The sequence below is a fragment of the Nocardia sp. XZ_19_385 genome (assembly GCF_015355755.1).
GTDB lineage: Bacteria > Actinomycetota > Actinomycetes > Mycobacteriales > Mycobacteriaceae > Nocardia.
Window position 1 is genome coordinate 165,359 of sequence record NZ_JACVEE010000008.1, and the last position, 19,548, is coordinate 184,906.

Here is a 19,548-nt window from a genome sequence, read left to right on the forward strand (position 1 = left end):
CGTCAACATCTCGACTGTTTCGATCAACCCCGGCGTGCGGGGTCGAGCCAGTGGCCCTGCACCGCCATAGATGCCGCTCGCGGCGCGGACGCGGCGGCAAGGCCAGGAGGTCGGCGTGATGATGAGCAGCACTCGTGTACGAAGAGCATCGGCCGGATACGCCCTGATAGCGGGCATCGCCGCAGCCGGAATTCTCACGGCGCCGACGGCACACGCCGATCCGCTCTGGCCCGGCGGCCCTGACTTACCGGGCGTACCGGCCATCGTTCCGCCACCGCTGGCTCCGCCGGTGGTCGCGCCGTGCACAGCGCCCGGCGCGAAGGTCTGCATGAGCAAGTCCATGAACGAGGCCTGGTTGATGGAGGACGGCCGGGTGACCTACGGTCCGACGCCGATCTCGCACGGCAGGCCCGGCTATGAGACCCCGCCGGGAGTATTCAAGGTCGCGTTCAAACGCGAGGACCACTGGAGCACCATGCATCATGTGCCGATGAAGTGGGCCGTCTTCTTCAACGGCGACATCGCCACCCACATCGGGCCGATCGAGGAACAGTCGCACGGCTGTATCCGGATGGTTCCCGAGGGCGCCGAGAACCTCTACCACCACGTGAACCCCGGCGACATCATCGAAGTCATCGAATAACCCGCTCGCGCGCTGATCCGGCCCGTCTCGAGATTCGAGCGGGCCGGATCTCGGTGCGGACCAACCGGATTCACCTGGCATAGTTGTCACCGATGCCGCAGCCGATGTCCGACGACTGTCCAGGGGTTTTTTCGTGAGCACCAGCCTCATCTACCGCAACCGCACCCTCTACGAGGTGCTGATGCGCGGACTGTACGGCCGGTACTACGCCGCCCGCTATCGCGCGGTCGCCGGCTTGATTCCGGCCGGGGCCAGTGTCGCCGACGTCTGCTGCGGGCCCGCGACGCTCTACACCCGGTATCTGCGGCACAAGCCGGTCGACTACACGGGCTTGGACCTCAACGACGGCTTCATCGCCGACCTCACCAAAGCGGGCGGCCGGGGGATGGTGTGGAACCTGCAATCGGAAGCCCCACTGCCCGCAGCCGACTACGTGATCATGCAGGCCAGCCTGTACCACTTCTTGCCGGATCCGGCCGACGTGGTCGACCGGATGCTCGCCGCCGCCCGCACCCAGGTGATCATCGCCGAGCCGATCCGCAATCTCGCGACCAGCGAGAACCGTCTGCTCGCGGCCATCGGCCAGCGGTTCACCAACGCGGGCACCGGCGCGCAGGCACACCGGTTCACCGAGGACACCCTCGACGAGTTCTTCTCCCGCTACGCATCGCGCATCGTGCGCAGCGAAGTCATCGCGGGCGGTCGCGAGAAGCTTTACGTACTGTCCGCCTAGCCCACATCTGTGGCATTCTCGGGTAGTCAAGACAACCAAATATCGTCAGCGCCAGGTAGGTCGGTGGAGCGTGCTGGCGTGCTCGTTCGGCTTCGAGCACGGCTGGCCCTCATGCACGGCACAGCTGTACTTCGGGACCGGACTCCGTCTCGAAAGGACAGAAATGCACACCGACCAATTCGGCCTCGCCGGAGACGATTACACGCCCGATCCCGAAACAGACTCAACGGCCATCGTTGACGGCTTCTTCGACCACATCGCTGCGGCCCGGCCCGACCTCCCAGCTGATCTGGTCGCCGAGATGCGCTCGCAGCTAAAGGAATTGGAAGCGGCGAACGCGGATCGCATCGTGGACGAACCGGCCCGATACAACCTGCGGATGACACTGGCGCTCGTGGTCGCCTACCGCGCATTGCGGTCGCGTCTCGGCCGGGACGAGGCGATAGCCCTGGTCCGCGCCGCCTTCGTGGAACCACTCGGTGACCTCGTCCGAGAAAGCACCCTGGCGATGCTCGACACCGCCGAAGACCCTTTCGCGGCCATGGTCGCGGTCTCCAAGGTCCGGGAGGAGCAGGCTTTCGGCGCGGGCTTCACCTTCGCCCGCCCGGCCGACGACGAGCACCGCTATCACGTGGACATCGTCCGCTGCTTCTATCACGAAGTGCTGGTGGCACATTCGGCGCCGGAGCTGACACCGGTGATGTGCGAGTTCGACGCGAACTGGATCGGTGCGATCGACCCGCCTGCCCACCGTTTCCGGTTCGACCGCGCCACCACGATCGGGCTCGGCGGTTCGCACTGCCCGTTCTACTTCGAGCGCACCTGAGGAGTGCGTGCTAGATCGTGAACGCGGTGATCGCGTCCACGACTCGCGCGATCTGCGCTGTGGCCAGATCCGGCCACAGCGGCAGACGCACCACGGTCGAGGAGAACTCGGCGCTGCGCACACACGGCGCAGGGGTGCGGCCCAGCTTCAATCCGGCCGGGCTGGAATCCAGCGGCACATAGTGGAACGGCGCCACGATGCCGCGCTCGCGCAGATACGCGATCAGGTCGTCACGGCGTTCCTCGGTGGGGGTGCGCAGGTAGTACAGGTGTGCGGTGTGCTCGCGATCGGCGGGCACCGTCATCAGCCGGACGTCGTTGCGCGCGGCCCACTCCGGCAGCGCGGCGGCGTAGGCGTTCCACACCCGGTGCCGTCCGGCCTGGATGGTCTCGAACTCGTCGAGCTGCGCGTCCAGCACGGCCGCGTTCAATTCGCTGGGCAGATAGCTGGACCCGATGTCCTGCCAGGAGTACTTGTCCACCGCGCCGCGCAGGAAGCGGGCCCGGTCGGTGCCCTTCTCCCGGATGATCTCCGCGCGCGCCATCAGGATCTCGTCGGTGAGCAGCAGCGCGCCGCCCTCGCCGCAGTGCACGTTCTTGGTGTCGTGGAAACTCAGGGTGCCCAGCGCGCCGATGGTGCCGAGCTTGCGGCCCTGCCAGCTGCCGCCCAGACCGTGCGCGTTGTCCTCGACGATCGCCAGCCCGTATTGCTGTGCGACGGCGAGCAATCCGGCCATGTCGGCGGCGACACCGCCGTAGTGGATGACGACCACGGCTTTGGTGCGCGGCGTCACCGCGGCGGCGACCGACGCCGGATCCAGGTTGCCGGTCTCGATATCGATATCGGCGAACACACAGGTCGCTCCGCGCAGCGCCATCGAGGTCGCGGTCGAGGTGAACGCGAAACTGGGCACGATCACTTCGTCGTCGGGCCCGAGTTCGAGCAGCAGCCCGGCCATTTCGAGCGCGGACGTGCACGAGGTGGTCAGCAGCGCGTGCGGGGCCTCGGTGATCGCCTTGAGTTTCGCGGTCGCGGCGGCGGTGAACTGCCCGTCGCCGTGGCTGTGGTCGGAGGCCAGGACCGTTTCCAGATTCGCCAGTTCCCGGCGCGCGCGGTAGGGCCGGCTGAAGATGACGCGGTCAGTGCTCGACACGATCGTTCCCCCTACTGGCGACAGTGCTGGACAATTCCCGCGCGGTCACAGCTGCGGGGCGCGGTGTCGGCGAATCTACCGTCAGATACAGGGGTTTGCCTACCAGCACGTGCAAGGCCACACCGAGATACTCGGCGATCAGGCCGAGGGAGAACAGGATCGCGCCGGAGACGAGCAACAGCACCACCATCAGCGAGGTCCAGCCCTCGGGCGCCCAATTGTCCCTGGTGAGCGCCTCGAAGGCGAAGACGGCGGCCAGCGCGACACCGATCAGCGCGAGGGTGACACCGAGCAGGCTCACCAGGCGCAGACCGCGGGTTCCGCTGCACAGCACCATCTTCCAGAACAGCGAGAACAGCCGCCGATAGTTGTAGCCGGATTCCTCCCGGCCCTCGGCGCGCAACGCCACCGGCACCTGCGCGACGGTGCCGACCACCCAGGTCAGCGCCACATCCAGGTACACGCCGTTGGAGGCGACCCCGGCGAGCTGGCGGCCGATATCGCCGCGGATCAGCCGGAAGCTTTCGAAACGGGTGGAATCGGGGAACGCGAACACCGTGGCCAGCACGATCTTCGCGCCGCGCGAGGTGATGTTGCGCAGGAAACCGTGCGGGCGGGTGTTGCTCGGCTTCGAATAGACCAGGTCGGCGCGCTCGTTCAGCGCCGCGTCCAGGAAGGCGCCGATGGCGGCGGGATCGTGCTGGCCGTCCTCGTCCATGGTGACGATCCAGTCGGCGCGTGCGGCGGACATGCCGGCGATGGTCGCGGCGTCCTGGCCGTAGTTGCGGCTGAGCCAGATGACGCGGACCTGCTCGTAGGTCTGTTCCAGTTCCTGCAGCACCACATCGGAACGGTCCGGGCCGTGGTCGTGCACGAGCACGATCTCGTCGATGACATAGGAGGCGCCGCCGGGACTGGTGCTGGGCTGGGTCATCGGATGCAGTTGGGCGACCAGATCGCCGATGGTGTGCTCGCCCCGATAGATCGGCACGACCACCGACACAGTGTGCGGCCGGTCCGTACCCGGACGGCCGCCATCGCCATTGTGCTCCGGGAGAATCGGCATCAGCTGAATCGACTTTCGCTATCGGTGCATGCCAGCGGCCGAACTCTAACACGGTGCGAGTTCGAGGCTTTCGCCGCTCGTGAGCCCTGCACGGTAGGGTACGGAACTCGTGACGGACAGTGCAGTGGCCTCGGCCTCGGAGGACCAGGTTCCCGCCCCCGAGCTCGATACTCACGAGGCAGAACCGGCCACCGGCCGCTCGGGTTTCCTGCGCGGTGACGTGTTCCGCTGGGGTGTCCTCACCTCGCTCGGCGTCGTGCTCGGTTACCTCACGGTGCTGCTGGCCAATGCCCGGCATTTCTACACCGACGACACCGAATCCCAGTACACCGGCCTGTGGATCGGCCTCGGCGAATCGCTACGCAAGGGCGAGTTCCCGGTGCTGGTGCCCGAACGCTGGATGTCGGGCAACAACACGATGGACGACGCGGGGCTGTTCAACCCGCCGCAACTGCTGATCGATCTGCTCGCGCCGTCGGTGGACAACATGGCGCTCTACGCGACCGTCGTGAAGCTGATCTTCGCCATCATCGCCGCGCTCGGCGTGTACCGGATCTGCCTGGCCTACGGCGCGAAGCCGTGGTGGTCGGCGGTCGCGGGTGTGGCGTTCCCGCTTTCGGGGTTCTTCCTGTTCTTCGATCAGGCCAGCTGGATGACCGCGCTGACCGGCACCGCGTGGCTGGTGCACGCGTGGGCGTCGGCAGTGCGCTACGTGCGCGGACAATCCGGGCCGATCCCGGTTTTCGTCTTCCTCTATCTGACCATCAGCACCCAGTACATCTTCCCCGCCGTCGAGGCCGTGCTGATGCTGGCCGCGGTCGCCGTCGGCGAGCTCCTGTACCAGCGCAAATGGCGCAACCTGCCCAAGCTGGTCGCGGTGTCGGGCTGCGCGGGGCTGGCGGGTCTGCTGACCTTCCTGCCCAGCATCCTGTCGGCCAAGGTGACCTGGCGCGGCACCTCCGCGGTGATCAACGACCAGTTCCTGACCATCCCGTGGTCGGAGTCGCTGAACGCCAGCCTGCCCAGCACGCTGCCCGCGTTCACCTCCTGGTGGGGTTATGTGCAGCCGCTGCCGGTCACCTATATCGCGTGGTTCCTGATTCCGGCGCTGGCGTTCATCGACTGGGACCGGGCCCGGGAGTCCTGGCGGGAACTGTCCGCGGTGGCGCTGTTCGTGGGGATGGTGCTGATGTGGAGCGCCGGGCCCGGCACCATCGGGCCGCTGCGCTGGCCGGTGCGGCTGCTGCCGATGCTGGCCATCGGCCTGCTGGTGCTGGTGTGCGTACTGGTGTCGCGCTACGGGACCCTGTCGAGTTTGCGGACCCGCGGTATTGCCGCGGGTGTGCTGATCGCGGCGCTGTGGCTGCGCTCGTTCTCCGCGGACCCGCACAACTTCATCCGGCATCTGCTCGCGGTGCTCCTGGTGGCGGCGCTGGTCGCGGCCGCGGTGTGGCTCGGCCGGAACCGGGGTGTGGCCGCGGTGTGCGCGCTGACCATCGCCGCCATGTTCCCGATCGCGTTCTGGCAGGTCGAAGCCGCCCAGCCGACACCGATGTCGTACAACTACCCGACCAACCGTTCCGAGGCCAAGGCCGCGTTCCCGGATTTCCCCGGCAACACCATTCAGCTCGCCGAACGTGGCCTGGTGCAGTCCGCCGACAAGAGTCTCGACGGGGCCTACGCGTCCTTGGTTTTCGGCAACTACGCCAAGTCTTTGGACCTGAGCTACGTCAACGGATACACCCCGACAGGCCACTTCTACTTCGGGGAACTGCTGTGTATGCGCTGGGATTCCAGCGTCTGCCCCGACGCCTACCGGCGGTTGTTCGCGCCGGAGGAATCCACCGGACGCCCGCTGGTCGACCTGATGAAGCTGGATCGGGTGGTGCTGCAGCGCGCGCTGTTCACCGATGTGCGGGACAAGTCGGCGCCGGCGGGCTGGAAGTGGGCCGACTACCCCGGCCACGAGAAGTACATCCTGGTGCTGGAGCGCGAGAACGGCCCCATCTCCACCGAGAACGGCCGCGTCGCCGACATCGACGCCGGGACGGCGACCTCGATTTCGGAGACCGCCACCACCAGCCGGGTCCGGGTCACCGCGCCCGACGGTGGCCGCGTGGTGTTCGCGCGCCTGGGCTGGCCGGGTTATCGGGCCACCCTCGACGGCCGCCCGCTGCCGATTTCGGTAGTAGCGAAATCCTTTGTCGCCGTTGATGTCCCCGCTGGCACCAATGGCCACGAGCTGGTGGTGACCTGGCGTCCGCCGGGCTGGAAGATCGGCGTAGCGTCCGCGTTGGCCGGGTTGGCCGGAGTGGGACTACTGCAATGGATGTATCTCCGGGAACGCCGCCGCGAAGAGCGGGAGCCCGAACGCGCCGCCCGGGACGTCGGGTAAGTTTTCGGTCATGCCAGAGGAAACCGCATTGGACGCCACCCTGCTGAGCCTGCTGGCCTGCCCGCAGGACAAGGGCCCGCTGCTGCTGGTCCGTGCGGGCGGCGGCGAATCCCTGCTCTACAACCCGCGCCTGCGCCGCGCCTACCCGATCGAGAACGGCATCCCGGTGCTGCTCGTCGACGAGGCCCGCGATGCCACCGACGCCGAGCACGAGACCTTCACCGGCCAGCACACCTCGGCCTGAATCTCAGCGCTACCCGGCGTGCTCGATCTCGCCGGTGAGATACCGCTGCAACGTCGGCCCCACCGTCGCCACCAGCTCGGGAATCGGCATGGACGCCAGCGGCTCCACCCCGACGATCTTGCGCGCCACCAGCACCCCGATCACCTGCGAGATGGCCAGCGAGATCCGCACGCGACCGTCGTCCTCGGGTGTCGCGATGCGCAAGCGCACCCGCTCGGTCACCACCTCGAGCAGGAAGGTGCGCGCGAGTTCGGGTTCGCCGCCACCGAGTAGCGTGCGCAATGCCGCGATCAGACCCGGACCGGCCGGGGAATCCCACACCGTGGCGACCACCCGCAGAATCGTCTCCCCGAGTTGATCCAGCGGCGCGGCCTCCACGGCGGCAAGGGTCACCTCCGGATCCACGGGGAACTCGACCACGGCCGCGAACAACTTCTGCTTGGTCCCGAAGTAGTGATGCACCAACGCCGGATCGACCCCGGCGTCGGTGGCGACAGCGCGGATCGAGGTCTTGTCGAAGCCGACCTCGGAGAACCGCGTCCGTGCCGCCGCCAGAATCGCCTCGCGCGCACCGGATTGTCCGGGCCTGCGCCCGGACCGTCCGTTACGCGCCTGCGCCTCGGTCTCTTTGGACGTCATGCGGTGCGCCGCCGCAGCGTCGCGGCGCCCAGGCACAGGGCGACGACCGCGAACCCGGCCACCACCGCCAAGTCGCGCCACATCTGTCCGGTCGCCTCGGGATAACGCGAAACCTCTTGTAGCGCATCGACGGCGTAGCTCAGGGGCATCACGTTGCTGATCGGCTCCAGCCAGTCCGGCAGCTGGTTGCGCGGAACCAGCAAGCCGCACAGGAAGATCTGCGGCGCGACCACCACCGGCATGAACTGCACCGCCTGGAACTCGGTGCGCGCGAACGCACTTGCCAGCAGCCCGAGCGCCACACCGCACACGGCGTCGACCATCGCGATCAGCACCACCCACCACGGATTGCCGGCGGCGTCGAGCCCGAGCAACCCGAAGGACACCAGGCATGCGACCCCGGCCTGCGCGGCGGCGGCCAGCGAGAACGCGGTGCCGTACCCGGCCAGCAGGTCGAGCTTGGAAAGCGGTGTGGTGAGCAGTCTTTCGAGGGTGCCCGAGGTGCGTTCGCGCTGCATGGCGATCGCGGTGATCAGGAACATCACGATGAACGGCAGGATGCCGAGCATGCTGATGCCGACCTTGTCGAACAGCGTCGGGCCGTGCGGCGCGTGCGGGGCTTCCTCGTAGATGAAGTACAGCAGCGTCATCAGCAGTGCGGGCACCACGAGAATCATGGCGACGGTGCGGTGATCGTTGCGCAACTGCCGCAGAATGCGTTCTGTCGTCGCGAGATACGGCCGCAGCGTGGGGCGCGGCCGCTCGAGGGTGGTAGTCATGCGGGTGGTCCCATCGTGATGAGGGTCAGGAAGGCGCGCTCGAGGTTCTGCTCGCCGGTGCGCTCGCGCAGTTCGTCGGGGGTCGACTCGCAGAGCACGTGACCGTCGCGCATCAGCAGCAGCCGGTCGCAATGGTCGGCCTCGTCCATCACGTGGCTCGACACCAGCAAAGTCGTTCCGCCGGCGGCTAATTCGCGGAACTGCTTCCACAGGTCCACGCGCAGGACCGGATCCAGGCCGACGGTCGGTTCGTCGAGGATCAGCAGGTCCGGTTGCGCCACCAGCGCGCACGCCAGCGACGCGCGGGTCTTCTGGCCGCCGGAGAGTTCGTCGCCGCGCTGCTGGGCGTGCTCGCCGAGGCCGACCGCGTCGATCGCGGAGTCGACGGCGTCGCGATCGCGGCCGTAGAGCGCGGCGTAGTAGGCGACGTTCTCGCGCACGCTGATGTCGGAGTAGATGCTGGGGGATTGGGTGACGTACCCGATCCGGCGACGCAGCTGCGGCGCCCCGGCGGGCAGGCCCAGCGCCTGCACGTCCCCGGATTCCACGATCTGGGTGCCCACGACGGCGCGCATCAGCGTGGTCTTCCCGCAGCCGGACGGACCCAGCAGGCCGGTGATCGACCCGCGCGGAACCGTCATCGAAATCTGGTGCAGGACTTCGCGTTTACCGCGCCGGACGGTCAGATCCCGGACCTCGACGGCGGGTGCTGAGGTTTGCGACATGGTCGCCTCGATTCCTCGGTGCGCTCATTTCATCGAGCGTTGAATTCACTATGTGATGAATTTAGCGCGGCACCGACCCGAACGCAAGACTCAATGACCGTGCCGATGTACCGTCCCCGCGGTCTGACCAGGCTCGACGACCACAAACTGCCCCATCATGCCCTGGTCCTCGTGCCACAGCAGATGACAGTGATACATGTACGGCGTATCCGGATCGGCCGGTCCGTCGAACCGCAGCGCCAGCCGCACCGTGCTGTTCGGCGCCACGAATACCGTGTCCTTGGCCCCCGTCAGCTGCGCCGGCGGTGCCGCGCCGTTCACCGAGAGCACCCGGAACTGCACATCGTGGACGTGGAAGTTGTGCGGCATCCCGTCGGCGTTGCGCACCACCCAGATCTCGGTGCTGCCCCGGGTGACGGTGAGATCGATCCGGTCCATCGCCATCGGAACGTTGTTGATTCCCGCCAGGTTCAGGTCGAACTGCCGCTCGCGCACCGCATCCGAACCATCCGGAACCGACAGCGTGGCGAGCGCATTCGGCAGTTCCGGGGCGGGCCGCAGGGTCGCGGCCGCCCGCAGTTCGAGGATATCGAACCGGTCGTCCCCGCCGGAGAAACGCTGATTCCAGAAGTCGAACCCGGCGTCGAGTCTGTTGCTGCGCAACACCGTTCGCTCTCCGGCCCGCATCCGCACCACGATCTCCGCACGCTCACCGGGGGAGAGCTGCAATCGATCCAGCGTGATCGGGCGCGGCACCAGACCCCCGTCGGTTCCGATCAGCGCGAAGGTGCGATTGTCGCTGAATCCGAAGTTGTAGGTCCGCGCGGTGGAGGCGTTGAGCAGCCGCAACCGCACCAGCTCGTCGCCGACCTCGCGGTAGGGCGCGAGCGTGCCGTTGACCAGAATCTGCTCGCCGAGGAACCCGGCATTGCGGAATATCTTGTGCGAGTTGTCGAAACCGGCGCCGTCGAACTTCACGTCCTGCACGATCACCGGCAGATCATCAACGCCGTAATTCCTTGGCAGCGACAGTGATTCGGAGTTCTCGTCATCGATCAGGAACATCCCGGCCAGCCCCCGCCGCACATGCTGTTCGGTCTTGCCGTGTGGATGCGGGTGGTACCAGAGCGTCGCGGCGGGCTGATCCACGGTCCACTTCGGCGTCCACGTGGCGCCCGCGTCGACCATCTGATGTGGCCCGCCGTCCATTGCCGCGGGCAGATGCATGCCGTGCCAGTGCACGGTCGAGGCCTCGGGCAATTCGTTGCGCACTGTGACCTCGACTCGTTCGCCGCGGCGCGCCCGTAGCGTCGGTCCCAGGTAGTCGCCGTTGAACCCCCAGGTCTCGGTGGTCTTTCCGGGCCGGAATGCCTTTTGCCCGGAACGCATTTCGAGCTCGAACACGCGGCGGCCGTCCGGTCCGAGCGTGCCTTCGGCCAGCGGCGGTATCGCCAGCTGATTACGGAAATCCGTTGTCCCGACCGTGGATACGGCGGCGCCGGTGTACACCCAGGCGAAGCAGCCGCCGATCAGGGCGGGCACCAGCACGACCAGCGCGACCACACTCAGGAGCACCCGTCGCACCCAGCGCGGCCGGGCTGGGGTATTCGAAACCGAAGACATGCACTGACGGTAGGAATCAGGTCCGTCTCAGGCATCGGGGAGCGACCCCATTTCGCCCCTGGTCTACCCCTGAGTGAGCTCCTCGGCCGCGTCGTGGCCCGCGGTTGTGGTGCGGCGCAGGAAATCGGCGATCAGCTCGAGCTGCTCCGGGGTGTACTGCTCGCACAGCGCGTCCATGCGGGTGTTCATGCCGGACAGCACGCGATACAGCTCCGGATTGCGGTCACGCACCGCGCGCACCGTGACCGCGCGACGGTCGGCGGCCGCTGGGTCGCGTTCGCGCGTGATCCACCCGCCTCGTTGCAGGCGATCCAGCACGCCCGTCATCGTCGCCGGATGCAGGCCCGCCAGCTTCGCCAGCGCGCCCGGGCTCATCGGCCCGTGCCGGTTGATCAGATCCAGGCAGTTCCAGTCCGCGTCCTTGAGCTCCAGCTTCGAGCCGAACTGCCGATTCAGCAGGGCCAGTTGCGTATTCAGCTCGCGCAGCGACTCCTTGACGGAGTTGGCGGCACGTTTCCTGTTCCCTACGTCACTCATATTGTATGACTTTCAAATTAGATGTTATGGTTCTCATATGATACGACGCCCCGATCGAAGGGCGTCGGAGGCATACCGCTTCATCTGGAGGAAGTCATGCGGATCATCGTTTTCGGAGCCAACGGACCCACCGGCCGTCTGCTGACCGGCCAAGCCCTCGACGCGGGCCACGACGTCGTCGCAGTCACCCGCAAACCGGCCGAGTTCTCGCTCGTGCACGATCGGCTCACCGTCTTCGAAGGCGATGTGCTGCACAGTGATTCGGTCGATACGGCGGTCGCGGGCGCGGACGTGGTGCTGTCCACCCTCGGCGTGCCGTTCGGCAAGGAGGCAATCAAGACATACTCCGTCGGAGCCGCGAACATCGTCGCCGCCATGCACCGGCATGGGGCGCGGCGGCTCGCGGTGGTTTCCTCCAGCGCGGTCGACCCGCAGCCTTATCCCGATGCCGGATTCTTCTTCAACCGGGTGCTGCAGCCCTATGTCGCGCGGGTCATGGGCAAGACGCTCTACGACGACATGCGCCGGATGGAAGCGCTGATCGCCGCCACTGATCTGGAGTGGACCATCGTGCGCCCGAGCGGGTTGTACGAGCTGCCCGCGGTCACGGACTACACGATGGTGGAAGGGCACGCGGACAGTCGGTTCACCGCGCGAATCGACTTGGCGGCGAGCCTGTTGCGGCTGGCGGAGGAAGGGTCGTTCGTGCGCAAGATCGTCGGCGTGGTCACCACCACCGACAATCCCAGCATGCTGCAGCTGCTCCGCAGCGAAGCCCTCGGCAAGCACTGAAACAATCCCGGCCGCACGGATGTGACGCAGGTCACTTTTGGATGTGTCACGTCCGGGGCCGGTCATCTGTCCCATGGTCGTCACCAACCAAGACGTCATCGGGAGCAACCGCCATGAGCACCAACAACACCACCCACCAGATCGTCGTTCTCGGCGCGGGCTACACCGGCATGCTGGCCGCGGTCCGGCTGGCCCGCCGCACCCGCAAGCTCGATGTGAAGATCACCCTGGTGAACCCCTCCGACCGGTTCACCGAGCGGCTGCGCATGCACCAGGTCGCCGCCGGCCAGGAGCTGACCAACCACAACATCCCCGCCATCCTCGCCGGCTCGGGCGTCGAATTCGTCCAGGGCTGGGCCACTTCCATCGACCCGCAAGCGCAACGCGTCTTCGTCGACGGGACCGCCACCCTGCACTACGACGAACTGATCTACGCCCTCGGCAGCAACACCGACACCACCAAGGTGCCCGGCGCCGCCGATCACGCCTGGACCCTGAACGATCCGCGCACGGCGCACCGTTTCGCCGAGCAGCTGAAGGTTGTCGAAGCCGGCGGCGGGACCGTCGCGGTCTGCGGCGGCGGGCTGACCGGCATCGAGGCCGCGACCGAAATCGCCGAGCAGCACCCGGGATTGACCGTCACCCTGATCAGCAGCGGCGAACCGGGAGCGATGATGGGCGACAAGGCCCGCGCCTACCTCAACAAGGCACTGGACCGGCTGGGCATCGTCCGGCAGATCGGCCGCCACGTCACCAAGGTGCTGCCGGACGCGGTGGAACTCGCAGGCGGCGAACTGATTTCGGCCGACCTGACGCTGTGGACCACCGGCGTGCGGGTCTCGCCACTGGCCGCCGAGGCGGGTATCGACACCGATCCCCGCGGCCTGATCGTGGTCGATCCGACCCTGCGCTCGGTCTCGCACCCGAACATCTGCGCCGTCGGCGACGCCGCCGCGGTCCGCCAGGCTTGGGGCCAGATCCACGGCACCTGCCAGTCCGGGCTGCCCACCGCCGCCTACACCGCCGACACCATCGCCCGCCGGCTGCGCGGAAAGCCGGTGCACCCCTTCCGATTCGGCTACTTCCACCAGCCGGTCAGCCTGGGTCGCAAGGACGCGGTCATCCAGTTCACCAAGGCCGACGACACCCCGGGCCGGTTCCACCTGACCGGGCGCGCGGCCGTCATGTACAAGGAAAGCGTCAGCAGCTCGCCGCCTTTCGCGTTCAAGATGAGCCAGAAGATGACCGTGTCGGTGCAGATGTCCAAGGGCGGCAAGGCGACTCGTGCCACCGCGTGAGGATCTCGGATAGCCCGCCGGACACCGCCCGGCGGGCTATCCGATGATTGCCAACGCGAATCAGAGTGAGGAGCATGGGCTGATGATCGACCAAGCGCCCACGGCAGACCCGTTCATCGAGCACCGTCGCCTGCTGTTCGCGACCGCCTACCGGATGCTGGGCACCGTCACCGATGCCGAGGATGTCCTGCAGGACACCTGGCTCAAATGGCACGCCACCGACCAGTCGACCGTGCAGCACCCCAAGTCCTACCTGGTCCGCACGGTCACCAACCTGTCGCTGAACCGGCTCACCTCCGCCCGGGCCACCCGGGAAACCTACGTCGGCCCTTGGCTGCCCGAGCCCCTGCTGACCACCCCGAATATCGCGGAGGAAACCGAATTGGCCGACACCGTCTCCACCGCCATGCTGGTAGTGCTGGAAACCCTGAGCCCGGTCGAGCGCGCCGTTTTCGTGCTCCGGGAGGTATTCGGTTACACGCACGCCGAAATCGCCGACACCCTCGACAAACCCGAAGCCACCGTCCGTCAGATCGCGCACCGCGCCCGCGCCCACGTGCAGTCCCGCCGCCCCCGCTTCGACACCGACACCGGCGAACGCGCCCACGTCACCGAACAATTCATGTCCGCCTGCGCCGGTGGGGACCTCAACGCCTTGATGGACCTGCTCGCCCCGGATGTCACCTCGTGGTCCGACGGCGGCGGTGTGGTGACCGCGGCCCGGCGCCCGCTGCACGGCCCCGACCATGTCGCCCGCTGGATCCTCGGTGTCCTTGCCAAGCCGACAGTCGCCGGCGTCGAGCTCACCCCCGCCCACATCAACGGTGAACTCGGCGCCCTGGCCAGCATCGGCGGCAACCCCGTGGCGGCCTTCACCTACGACCTCGTCGACGGCCGCATCCAGAACCTGCGTTTCCAGGTGAACCCGCATAAGTTGAAAGGCCTCTACCTGGACCCGGGCACCGTCGGCTGAAGCTGCACCGCCTTGTCGTCCCGTCGAATCGCGTTCCGCGTTCTACGCTTCTGCCGTGACCAGCCAGCCCACGAGTACCGAACCCGACGGTGGACAGCTCCGGGTCTCCACCCTGGAACTGTTCTTCGACCTCGTCTTCGTCTTCACCATCACGCAGCTCACCCACGTCTTCGTGCACCATCCAGGCTGGCCCGCGGTGGCGCAGATCGTGCTGATGTTCGGTGTCATCTGGTGGATGTACTCCGGCTACGCCTGGCTCACCAACGAGGTGGCGCCGACCACCAGCGGCCGGCGGACCCTGCTCACCATCGGCATGTTCGGTTTCTTCGTGCTCGCGCTGGCCGTCCCCGACGCGTTCCACGGCACCGGCGTCGCTTTCGGTCTGGGCTTCATCCTGGTGACCACCATCCACACCGCCCTGTTCGCTTCCAGCGGCGGCGCTTCGGCGACCATCGCGATCAAGCGGATCGCGCCGTTCAACGCGGTCGCCGCCGTCCTGGTCCTGGTCGGCGGATTCCTGCACGGTTGGCCGCAATACCTTTGCTGGGCATCGGCTTTCGCGTGTCAGGTGGTGAGCCCCTACCTGATCGACACCAACGATTTCGTGGTCCGGCCCAAGCATTTCGCCGAACGGCACGGCCTGGTCATCATCGTCGCGATCGGCGAATCCATCGTCTCCATCGGCGTCGGGCTGACCGGACGAGACCTCACCGTGGGGTTGGTCGCCAATGTCGCGGTCGGCCTGACGCTGGCCTATGTGCTGTGGTGGGCGTACTTCGGCATCGATGACGAGCGCGGCGAGCACGCGCTCGCGGCCATCCCGGCGCGGGAGCGCTCCCGGCCCGCGGTCCTCGCCTACGGCTATTCGCTGTATCCGATGCTGATCGGCGTCACCCTGGCCGCGGCGGGCATCCAGATGAGCATCGCGCACGGCAACGAACCCGCGAGCATGGCGGCCGCGGCGGCGCTGTCCGCAGGCGTCGCGTTGTATTTCGTCGGCCAGTGGGCTTTCCGGGTTTCGCTCGGGCTGCCCCGGCCGTGGACCCGGCTGATCTGCGCGGCCGCGGTCTGCGCGACCATCCCGATCGGCGTCGCCTGGGTCGCGTGGGCCCAGCTCGCCACTCTCGTCGCCGTCGCCTACGCCGCGGTCATCATCGACGACGTGATCACGCTGCGCTCCGGACACCACAGCTCCTATCTCTGAGCGTTCCGGAACAATGGGGAGCCGTGCCCGCTGACGAACTAGCTGTCGAACCTCCCGTCGCCGCCCGCAGACTGCTCGGCGCAACCCTGTGGTCGGGAGCGGTCGGCCTGCGAATCGTCGAAGTGGAGGCCTACGGCGGCGACCCGGCGGGCCCCTGGCCCGACCCCGCCTCGCACTCCGGTCGCGGGCGGACCAAACGCAACGCGGCGATGTTCGGCCCGGCGGGGGTGCTCTACGTCTACCTCAGCTACGGCATGCACAAGTGCGTGAACGTCACCAGCGGCCCCGACGGCGTCGCGAGCGCGGTCCTGCTCCGCTCCGGCGAGGTGATCGCGGGCTTGGACGAGGCCCGAGCCCGCCGCCCCACCGCCCGCACCGACGCCGACTTGGCAAGGGGCCCAGGCAATCTCGGTAGCGCGCTCGGTATCACGCTGGCCGACTACGGCACCGACCTGTTCGACTCGGCCGCACCCATCCGCCTGGAACTGAACGGCGCGCTCGCTGCCGCCGACATCGCCAACGGCCCCCGCGTGGGCGTCAGCACCGCCGCCGACCTGCCGTGGCGCTTCTGGCTGCCGGCCTCGCCTGCCGTCTCGGTCTACCGGCGCAGCCCGCGGGCGTCCAAACCGGTGGCCTGACCGGCGGTTCCGAAAATATTTCGCGGACAGCGATGAGTTATCGGAAGGCGGTCCGTCCTATCTGTTGAACGCGCTACCAACCCGGCGCGACCGACACGAAGGACTCGAAATGACCACCGCCAACGCTTCCGCCAGCTTCGCCGCAGCCGCCACCTACCGCCCCGGCAAGGTCCGCAACCGGGTCCTGTGGACCCTGCAGATCCTGCTCGGCCTGTTCTTCATCATCGCCTCCGGCGGCCCGAAGCTCGTCATCCCGAACACCCTGATGGAGAGCAACCCCGACATCGGTTTGCCGTTCGGGCTGCTCATCTTCATCGGAGTCGCCGAGGTTGCGGGCGGCATCGGCCTGATGGTGCCCCGGCTGGCCGCACTCGCCGCGGCGGGCCTGTCGGTCCTGACCTTCCTCGCGGCCGGATTCCAGGCCTTCGTGGTGGACAAGCCCGAACTGGCGCCCTTCCCGCTGGTGCTGACTGTGATCTTCGCCTGGATCGCCTACGAGCGCCGCGCCTCCATCACCGACCTGCGCAACACCATCTCGCGATGACACAGCCCTGAGCACGGCCGGCGATCGGTGGCCACACCCACCGATCGCCGCGCCGTGCTTTCCGGGATCGATCGCTGTCGGGTTGGCGGTGATCGATCCATCGGCCATCTGGTCGCGGCGCCCCGGCCCGGGCGCCGCACCAGGTGGCCGTCGTCGTATCCGCGTCAGAGCCGTTCAGCTGCCGCGTCATCCATCCAGCGGGTCCGCGGGAACCCGGATACCGTGCGATGAATTCCGCCGGGGCACGCCGTCCTATCTGGTGAACGCGCAACCAACCCGGCGCGCACGACCCGAAGGAACACCTGCCATGACTGCCATCCCCGCCACCACCTACCGTCCCGGCAAGATCCGCAACCGTGTCCTGTGGGTCCTGCAGATCCTGCTCGGCCTGTTCTTCATCGTCGGCGCCGGCCTGCCGAAGGTGCTCGGCGCCGAAGTCCAGGTCGAGGCGTTCGATGACATCGGCTTCGGCCCGTGGTTCCGCTACTTCGTCGGTGCCGTGGAAATCGCGGGCGGCGTCGGCCTGATGATTCCGCGGCTGTGCGGCCTGGCCGCCGCCGGACTCACGATCACCATGGTGCTGGCCGCCGCCACAGTGGTGTTCCTGACCGATGAGCCCGTCGCGATGGCGCTCTTCCCGCTGGCCTTGGCCGCCGTCTTCGCCTGGATCACCTACGAGCGTCGCGCCACCATCACCGACCTGCGCAGCATGCGTTCGCGCTGACGAGTCCGTAAGCGACCGCGCGTTAATCGCTGGCCCGCTCTCCACTCCGTGCCGCACAATTCACCCCGGGACCTGCGCATCGGCGCAGGACAGGCGTACGGAAAGATAGGACGGCGTGAGCAAACTGAGCGGCGACATCATCGATGAACTGACCTGGCGTGGACTGATCGCACAGTCCACCGACCTGGATGCCCTGCGCGCGGCGCTGGCCGCCGGTCGGCTCACCCTCTACGCCGGTTTCGATCCCACCGCCGCCAGCCTGCACGCCGGACACCTGGTGCCGTTGCTCGCGCTCAAGCGTTTTCAGCGCGCCGGCCACCGCCCGATCGTCCTCGCGGGCGGCGCCACCGGACTCATCGGTGATCCGCGCGATGTCGGCGAGCGCAGCATGAACTCCACCGACACCGTCGCCGAATGGGCCGGGCGGATCCGTTCGCAGCTGGGGCGTTTCGTCGACCTCGACGACTCCGACACCGGCGCGATCATCGCCAACAACATGGACTGGACAGGTCCGCTGTCGACCGTCGACTTCCTGCGCGACATCGGCAAACACTTCTCGATCAACGTGATGCTGGCCCGCGACACCATCAAGCGGCGGCTCGACGGTGAGGGCATCTCCTACACCGAGTTCAGCTACATGCTGTTGCAGGCCAACGACTACCTGCAGCTGCGCCGCAAGTTCGACTGCACGCTGCAGGTCGGCGGGTCGGACCAGTGGGGCAACATCATCGCCGGCGTCGAACTGAACCGCCGGGTCGACGGCGCTTCCGTGCACGCGATGACGGTGCCGCTGGTGACCTCGTCCGACGGCAAGAAGTTCGGCAAGTCGACCGGCGGCGGCAGCCTGTGGCTGGACCCGGAGATGACCAGCCCCTACGCCTGGTACCAGTACTTCGTGAATACCGCGGACGCCGATGTCGTCCGGTACCTGCGCTGGTTCACCTTCCTCTCGCGGGAGGAGCTGGACGAGCTGGAGGTGGCGACCGCGGAGCGTCCGCACGCCCGGGAGGCCCAGCGCCGGCTGGCCGCCGAGATGACCACGCTGGTGCATGGTGCGGAGAACACCGAGTCCGTGCAGCTGGCGAGCCAGGCGCTGTTCGGTCGCGGCGAATTGCGTGAGCTGAACGAGCCGACACTGGGCGCGGCTTTGCGCGAGGCAGCGGTCGATGGCGTGGTCGCCGAGGTCAAGCCGGGGGAGACGATCGTCGATCTGCTGGTGGCCAGCGGTCTGTCCGAGAGTCGCGGCGCGGCCCGTCGCGCGGTGAACGAGGGCGGCGCGTACGTGAACAACGAGAAGATCTCGGACCTGGAATGGACCCCCGCCGAGGCCGACTACCTGCACGGAAGCTGGCTGGTGCTGCGCCGGGGCAAGAAGAACCTGGCCGGTGCGCGGCGCGCGGGAAGCTGATCTTGTCGTGGCTTGGGTCACAAAATAGTGGCCCAAGCCCGCTTCCGACCGGCTCGAAGGGTGTCTGACCAGCGGAATTACATGCGTGTAGTGCGGATTTGACCTTGCGTTCCCCGCCGCGTAACTTATGTCGAGTCAGAGCGACACGGACACCGACCCGGAGCCGAGAGGCCAGGGAAACGAGGTAGTACGGGGAGCGCCTGACACGCCAGATAGCATGTCCGAGCGGGGATTTGACACCGCGTGGTGCAAGGCTTAGGCTGGAACAGTTGCCTCACGGAAGTCCCGGTTAAGACCGGTCCTGAAGTGTGTGCGTGTGTTCTTTGAGAACTCAATAGTGTGTCGATGAATGTCAGTGCCAATATTATTATTGGTGCCAGCCATTTCATACCCCCCGGTTGGAATGGTTGGACATTGAAAATATCAGCAATCTTTTGCTGGTGTTTGGCTTTGCTAGGTTTTCGGACTCTAGTTATTCTTCTGATTAGCCCTTTCGGGGGTTGGTTGAGAGTCTTCAACGGAGAGTTTGATTCTGGCTCAGGACGAACGCTAGCGGCGTGCTTAACACATGCAAGTCGAGCGGTAAGGCCTTTCGGGGTACACG

General features: G+C 67.1%; 20 protein-coding genes and 1 rRNA gene. 14 read left to right on the plus strand and 7 right to left on the minus strand.

What is annotated here, in order from left to right; all coding sequences use genetic code 11:
* Positions 1-118: 118 nt before the first annotated feature.
* The 3 genes from IBX22_RS36500 to IBX22_RS36510 all read left to right on the plus strand — a co-directional run bounded on the left by IBX22_RS36500 (position 119) and on the right by IBX22_RS36510 (position 2,202).
* Entirely contained in the window at positions 119-643 is a 525-nt protein-coding gene (locus IBX22_RS36500) for a L,D-transpeptidase (RefSeq protein ID WP_194820394.1), read from the plus strand.
* A 133-nt stretch (positions 644-776) separates the two neighbouring features.
* The gene (locus IBX22_RS36505; protein WP_194820395.1) at positions 777-1,376 is read left to right on the plus strand and encodes a methionine biosynthesis protein MetW; all 600 of its coding nucleotides are present in this window, start codon (positions 777-779) and stop codon (positions 1,374-1,376) included.
* Between the two features lie 163 nt (positions 1,377-1,539).
* A complete protein-coding gene (locus IBX22_RS36510) occupies positions 1,540-2,202 on the plus strand; it encodes an L-2-amino-thiazoline-4-carboxylic acid hydrolase (RefSeq protein WP_194820396.1) in 663 nt (220 codons plus the stop codon).
* A gap of 10 nt (positions 2,203-2,212) precedes the next feature.
* On the opposite strand, the gene rffA is transcribed toward IBX22_RS36510, so the two are convergent.
* Positions 2,213-3,355, minus strand: coding sequence for a dTDP-4-amino-4,6-dideoxygalactose transaminase (rffA, locus tag IBX22_RS36515; RefSeq protein WP_194820397.1), 1,143 nt, complete (start codon positions 3,353-3,355; stop codon positions 2,213-2,215).
* Positions 3,342-4,421, minus strand: a complete 1,080-nt coding sequence (locus IBX22_RS36520; RefSeq protein ID WP_194820398.1) for a glycosyltransferase — start codon at positions 4,419-4,421, stop codon at positions 3,342-3,344. Before IBX22_RS36520 ends, rffA begins: the two co-directional genes overlap by 14 nt.
* A 220-nt stretch (positions 4,422-4,641) precedes the next feature.
* On the opposite strand from IBX22_RS36520, the gene IBX22_RS36525 reads away from it, so the two are divergent.
* Both IBX22_RS36525 and IBX22_RS36530 read left to right on the plus strand, forming a co-directional pair.
* Positions 4,642-6,816: a hypothetical protein gene (locus tag IBX22_RS36525; protein WP_309234945.1), complete on the plus strand. Its 2,175-nt coding sequence runs from the start codon at positions 4,642-4,644 to the stop codon at positions 6,814-6,816.
* A 10-nt stretch (positions 6,817-6,826) separates the two neighbouring features.
* Entirely contained in the window at positions 6,827-7,060 is a 234-nt protein-coding gene (locus tag IBX22_RS36530) for a Trm112 family protein (RefSeq protein ID WP_194820399.1), read from the plus strand.
* 9 nt (positions 7,061-7,069) lie between these two features.
* Here IBX22_RS36530 and IBX22_RS36535 read toward each other — a convergent pair whose 3' ends face one another.
* From IBX22_RS36535 to IBX22_RS36555, 5 genes are all read right to left on the minus strand, one after another.
* Positions 7,070-7,699 carry a TetR family transcriptional regulator gene (locus tag IBX22_RS36535; RefSeq protein WP_194820400.1) on the minus strand — a complete coding sequence of 210 codons (630 nt, stop codon included), beginning with the start codon at positions 7,697-7,699 and terminating at the stop codon, positions 7,070-7,072.
* The gene (locus tag IBX22_RS36540) at positions 7,696-8,478 is read right to left on the minus strand and encodes an ABC transporter permease (RefSeq protein ID WP_194820401.1); all 783 of its coding nucleotides are present in this window, start codon (positions 8,476-8,478) and stop codon (positions 7,696-7,698) included. The genes IBX22_RS36535 and IBX22_RS36540 overlap by 4 nt, the downstream gene beginning before the upstream one ends.
* The gene (locus IBX22_RS36545) at positions 8,475-9,203 is read right to left on the minus strand and encodes an ABC transporter ATP-binding protein (protein WP_194820402.1); all 729 of its coding nucleotides are present in this window, start codon (positions 9,201-9,203) and stop codon (positions 8,475-8,477) included. The genes IBX22_RS36540 and IBX22_RS36545 overlap by 4 nt, the downstream gene beginning before the upstream one ends.
* Before the next feature lie 90 nt (positions 9,204-9,293).
* Entirely contained in the window at positions 9,294-10,826 is a 1,533-nt protein-coding gene (locus IBX22_RS36550) for a multicopper oxidase family protein (RefSeq protein ID WP_194820403.1), read from the minus strand.
* Positions 10,827-10,889: 63 nt separating this feature from the next.
* Entirely contained in the window at positions 10,890-11,363 is a 474-nt protein-coding gene (locus IBX22_RS36555) for a MarR family winged helix-turn-helix transcriptional regulator (protein ID WP_194820404.1), read from the minus strand.
* A gap of 96 nt (positions 11,364-11,459) precedes the next feature.
* Here IBX22_RS36555 and IBX22_RS36560 point away from each other — a divergent pair, with 96 nt between their 5' ends.
* The 9 genes from IBX22_RS36560 to IBX22_RS36600 form a co-directional block, all read left to right on the plus strand.
* Positions 11,460-12,155, plus strand: coding sequence for an NAD(P)-dependent oxidoreductase (locus IBX22_RS36560; protein ID WP_194820405.1), 696 nt, complete (start codon positions 11,460-11,462; stop codon positions 12,153-12,155).
* 113 nt (positions 12,156-12,268) lie between these two features.
* On the plus strand, positions 12,269-13,453 hold the full coding sequence (locus IBX22_RS36565; RefSeq protein WP_194820406.1) for an NAD(P)/FAD-dependent oxidoreductase: 1,185 nt from the start codon (positions 12,269-12,271) through the stop codon (positions 13,451-13,453).
* Positions 13,454-13,535: 82 nt separating this feature from the next.
* Positions 13,536-14,426, plus strand: coding sequence for an RNA polymerase sigma-70 factor (locus IBX22_RS36570; protein ID WP_194820407.1), 891 nt, complete (start codon positions 13,536-13,538; stop codon positions 14,424-14,426).
* 55 nt (positions 14,427-14,481) lie between these two features.
* Positions 14,482-15,630: a low temperature requirement protein A gene (locus IBX22_RS36575; protein ID WP_194820408.1), complete on the plus strand. Its 1,149-nt coding sequence runs from the start codon at positions 14,482-14,484 to the stop codon at positions 15,628-15,630.
* Positions 15,631-15,653: 23 nt separating this feature from the next.
* Positions 15,654-16,268 carry a DNA-3-methyladenine glycosylase gene (locus IBX22_RS36580; protein WP_194820409.1) on the plus strand — a complete coding sequence of 205 codons (615 nt, stop codon included), beginning with the start codon at positions 15,654-15,656 and terminating at the stop codon, positions 16,266-16,268.
* A 109-nt stretch (positions 16,269-16,377) separates the two neighbouring features.
* Positions 16,378-16,812 (plus strand): DoxX family protein, encoded by a 435-nt coding sequence (locus tag IBX22_RS36585; RefSeq protein WP_194820410.1) that lies wholly within the window; start codon positions 16,378-16,380, stop codon positions 16,810-16,812.
* Positions 16,813-17,119: 307 nt separating this feature from the next.
* The gene (locus IBX22_RS36590; protein WP_194820411.1) at positions 17,120-17,536 is read left to right on the plus strand and encodes a DoxX family protein; all 417 of its coding nucleotides are present in this window, start codon (positions 17,120-17,122) and stop codon (positions 17,534-17,536) included.
* Positions 17,537-17,660: 124 nt separating this feature from the next.
* A complete protein-coding gene (gene tyrS / locus IBX22_RS36595; RefSeq protein WP_194820433.1) occupies positions 17,661-18,944 on the plus strand; it encodes a tyrosine--tRNA ligase in 1,284 nt (427 codons plus the stop codon).
* A gap of 514 nt (positions 18,945-19,458) precedes the next feature.
* Positions 19,459-19,548: ribosomal RNA gene (locus tag IBX22_RS36600) — 16S ribosomal RNA — on the plus strand; the annotation flags it as partial.

Excerpts from the sequence above, each read along its gene's own strand:
- IBX22_RS36500 (WP_194820394.1), top strand. The coding sequence starts at position 119 with ATGATGAGCAGCACTCGTGTACGAAGAGCATCGGCCGGATACGCCCTG.
- IBX22_RS36510 (WP_194820396.1), top strand. The coding sequence starts at position 1,540 with ATGCACACCGACCAATTCGGCCTCGCCGGAGACGATTACACGCCCGAT.
- IBX22_RS36520 (WP_194820398.1), bottom strand. The coding sequence starts at position 4,421 with ATGCCGATTCTCCCGGAGCACAATGGCGATGGCGGCCGTCCGGGTACG.
- IBX22_RS36530 (WP_194820399.1), top strand. The coding sequence starts at position 6,827 with ATGCCAGAGGAAACCGCATTGGACGCCACCCTGCTGAGCCTGCTGGCC.
- IBX22_RS36535 (WP_194820400.1), bottom strand. The coding sequence starts at position 7,699 with ATGACGTCCAAAGAGACCGAGGCGCAGGCGCGTAACGGACGGTCCGGG.
- IBX22_RS36540 (WP_194820401.1), bottom strand. The coding sequence starts at position 8,478 with ATGACTACCACCCTCGAGCGGCCGCGCCCCACGCTGCGGCCGTATCTC.
- IBX22_RS36545 (WP_194820402.1), bottom strand. The coding sequence starts at position 9,203 with ATGTCGCAAACCTCAGCACCCGCCGTCGAGGTCCGGGATCTGACCGTC.
- IBX22_RS36550 (WP_194820403.1), bottom strand. The coding sequence starts at position 10,826 with ATGTCTTCGGTTTCGAATACCCCAGCCCGGCCGCGCTGGGTGCGACGG.
- IBX22_RS36555 (WP_194820404.1), bottom strand. The coding sequence starts at position 11,363 with ATGAGTGACGTAGGGAACAGGAAACGTGCCGCCAACTCCGTCAAGGAG.
- IBX22_RS36560 (WP_194820405.1), top strand. The coding sequence starts at position 11,460 with ATGCGGATCATCGTTTTCGGAGCCAACGGACCCACCGGCCGTCTGCTG.
- IBX22_RS36565 (WP_194820406.1), top strand. The coding sequence starts at position 12,269 with ATGAGCACCAACAACACCACCCACCAGATCGTCGTTCTCGGCGCGGGC.
- IBX22_RS36570 (WP_194820407.1), top strand. The coding sequence starts at position 13,536 with ATGATCGACCAAGCGCCCACGGCAGACCCGTTCATCGAGCACCGTCGC.
- IBX22_RS36585 (WP_194820410.1), top strand. The coding sequence starts at position 16,378 with ATGACCACCGCCAACGCTTCCGCCAGCTTCGCCGCAGCCGCCACCTAC.
- IBX22_RS36590 (WP_194820411.1), top strand. The coding sequence starts at position 17,120 with ATGACTGCCATCCCCGCCACCACCTACCGTCCCGGCAAGATCCGCAAC.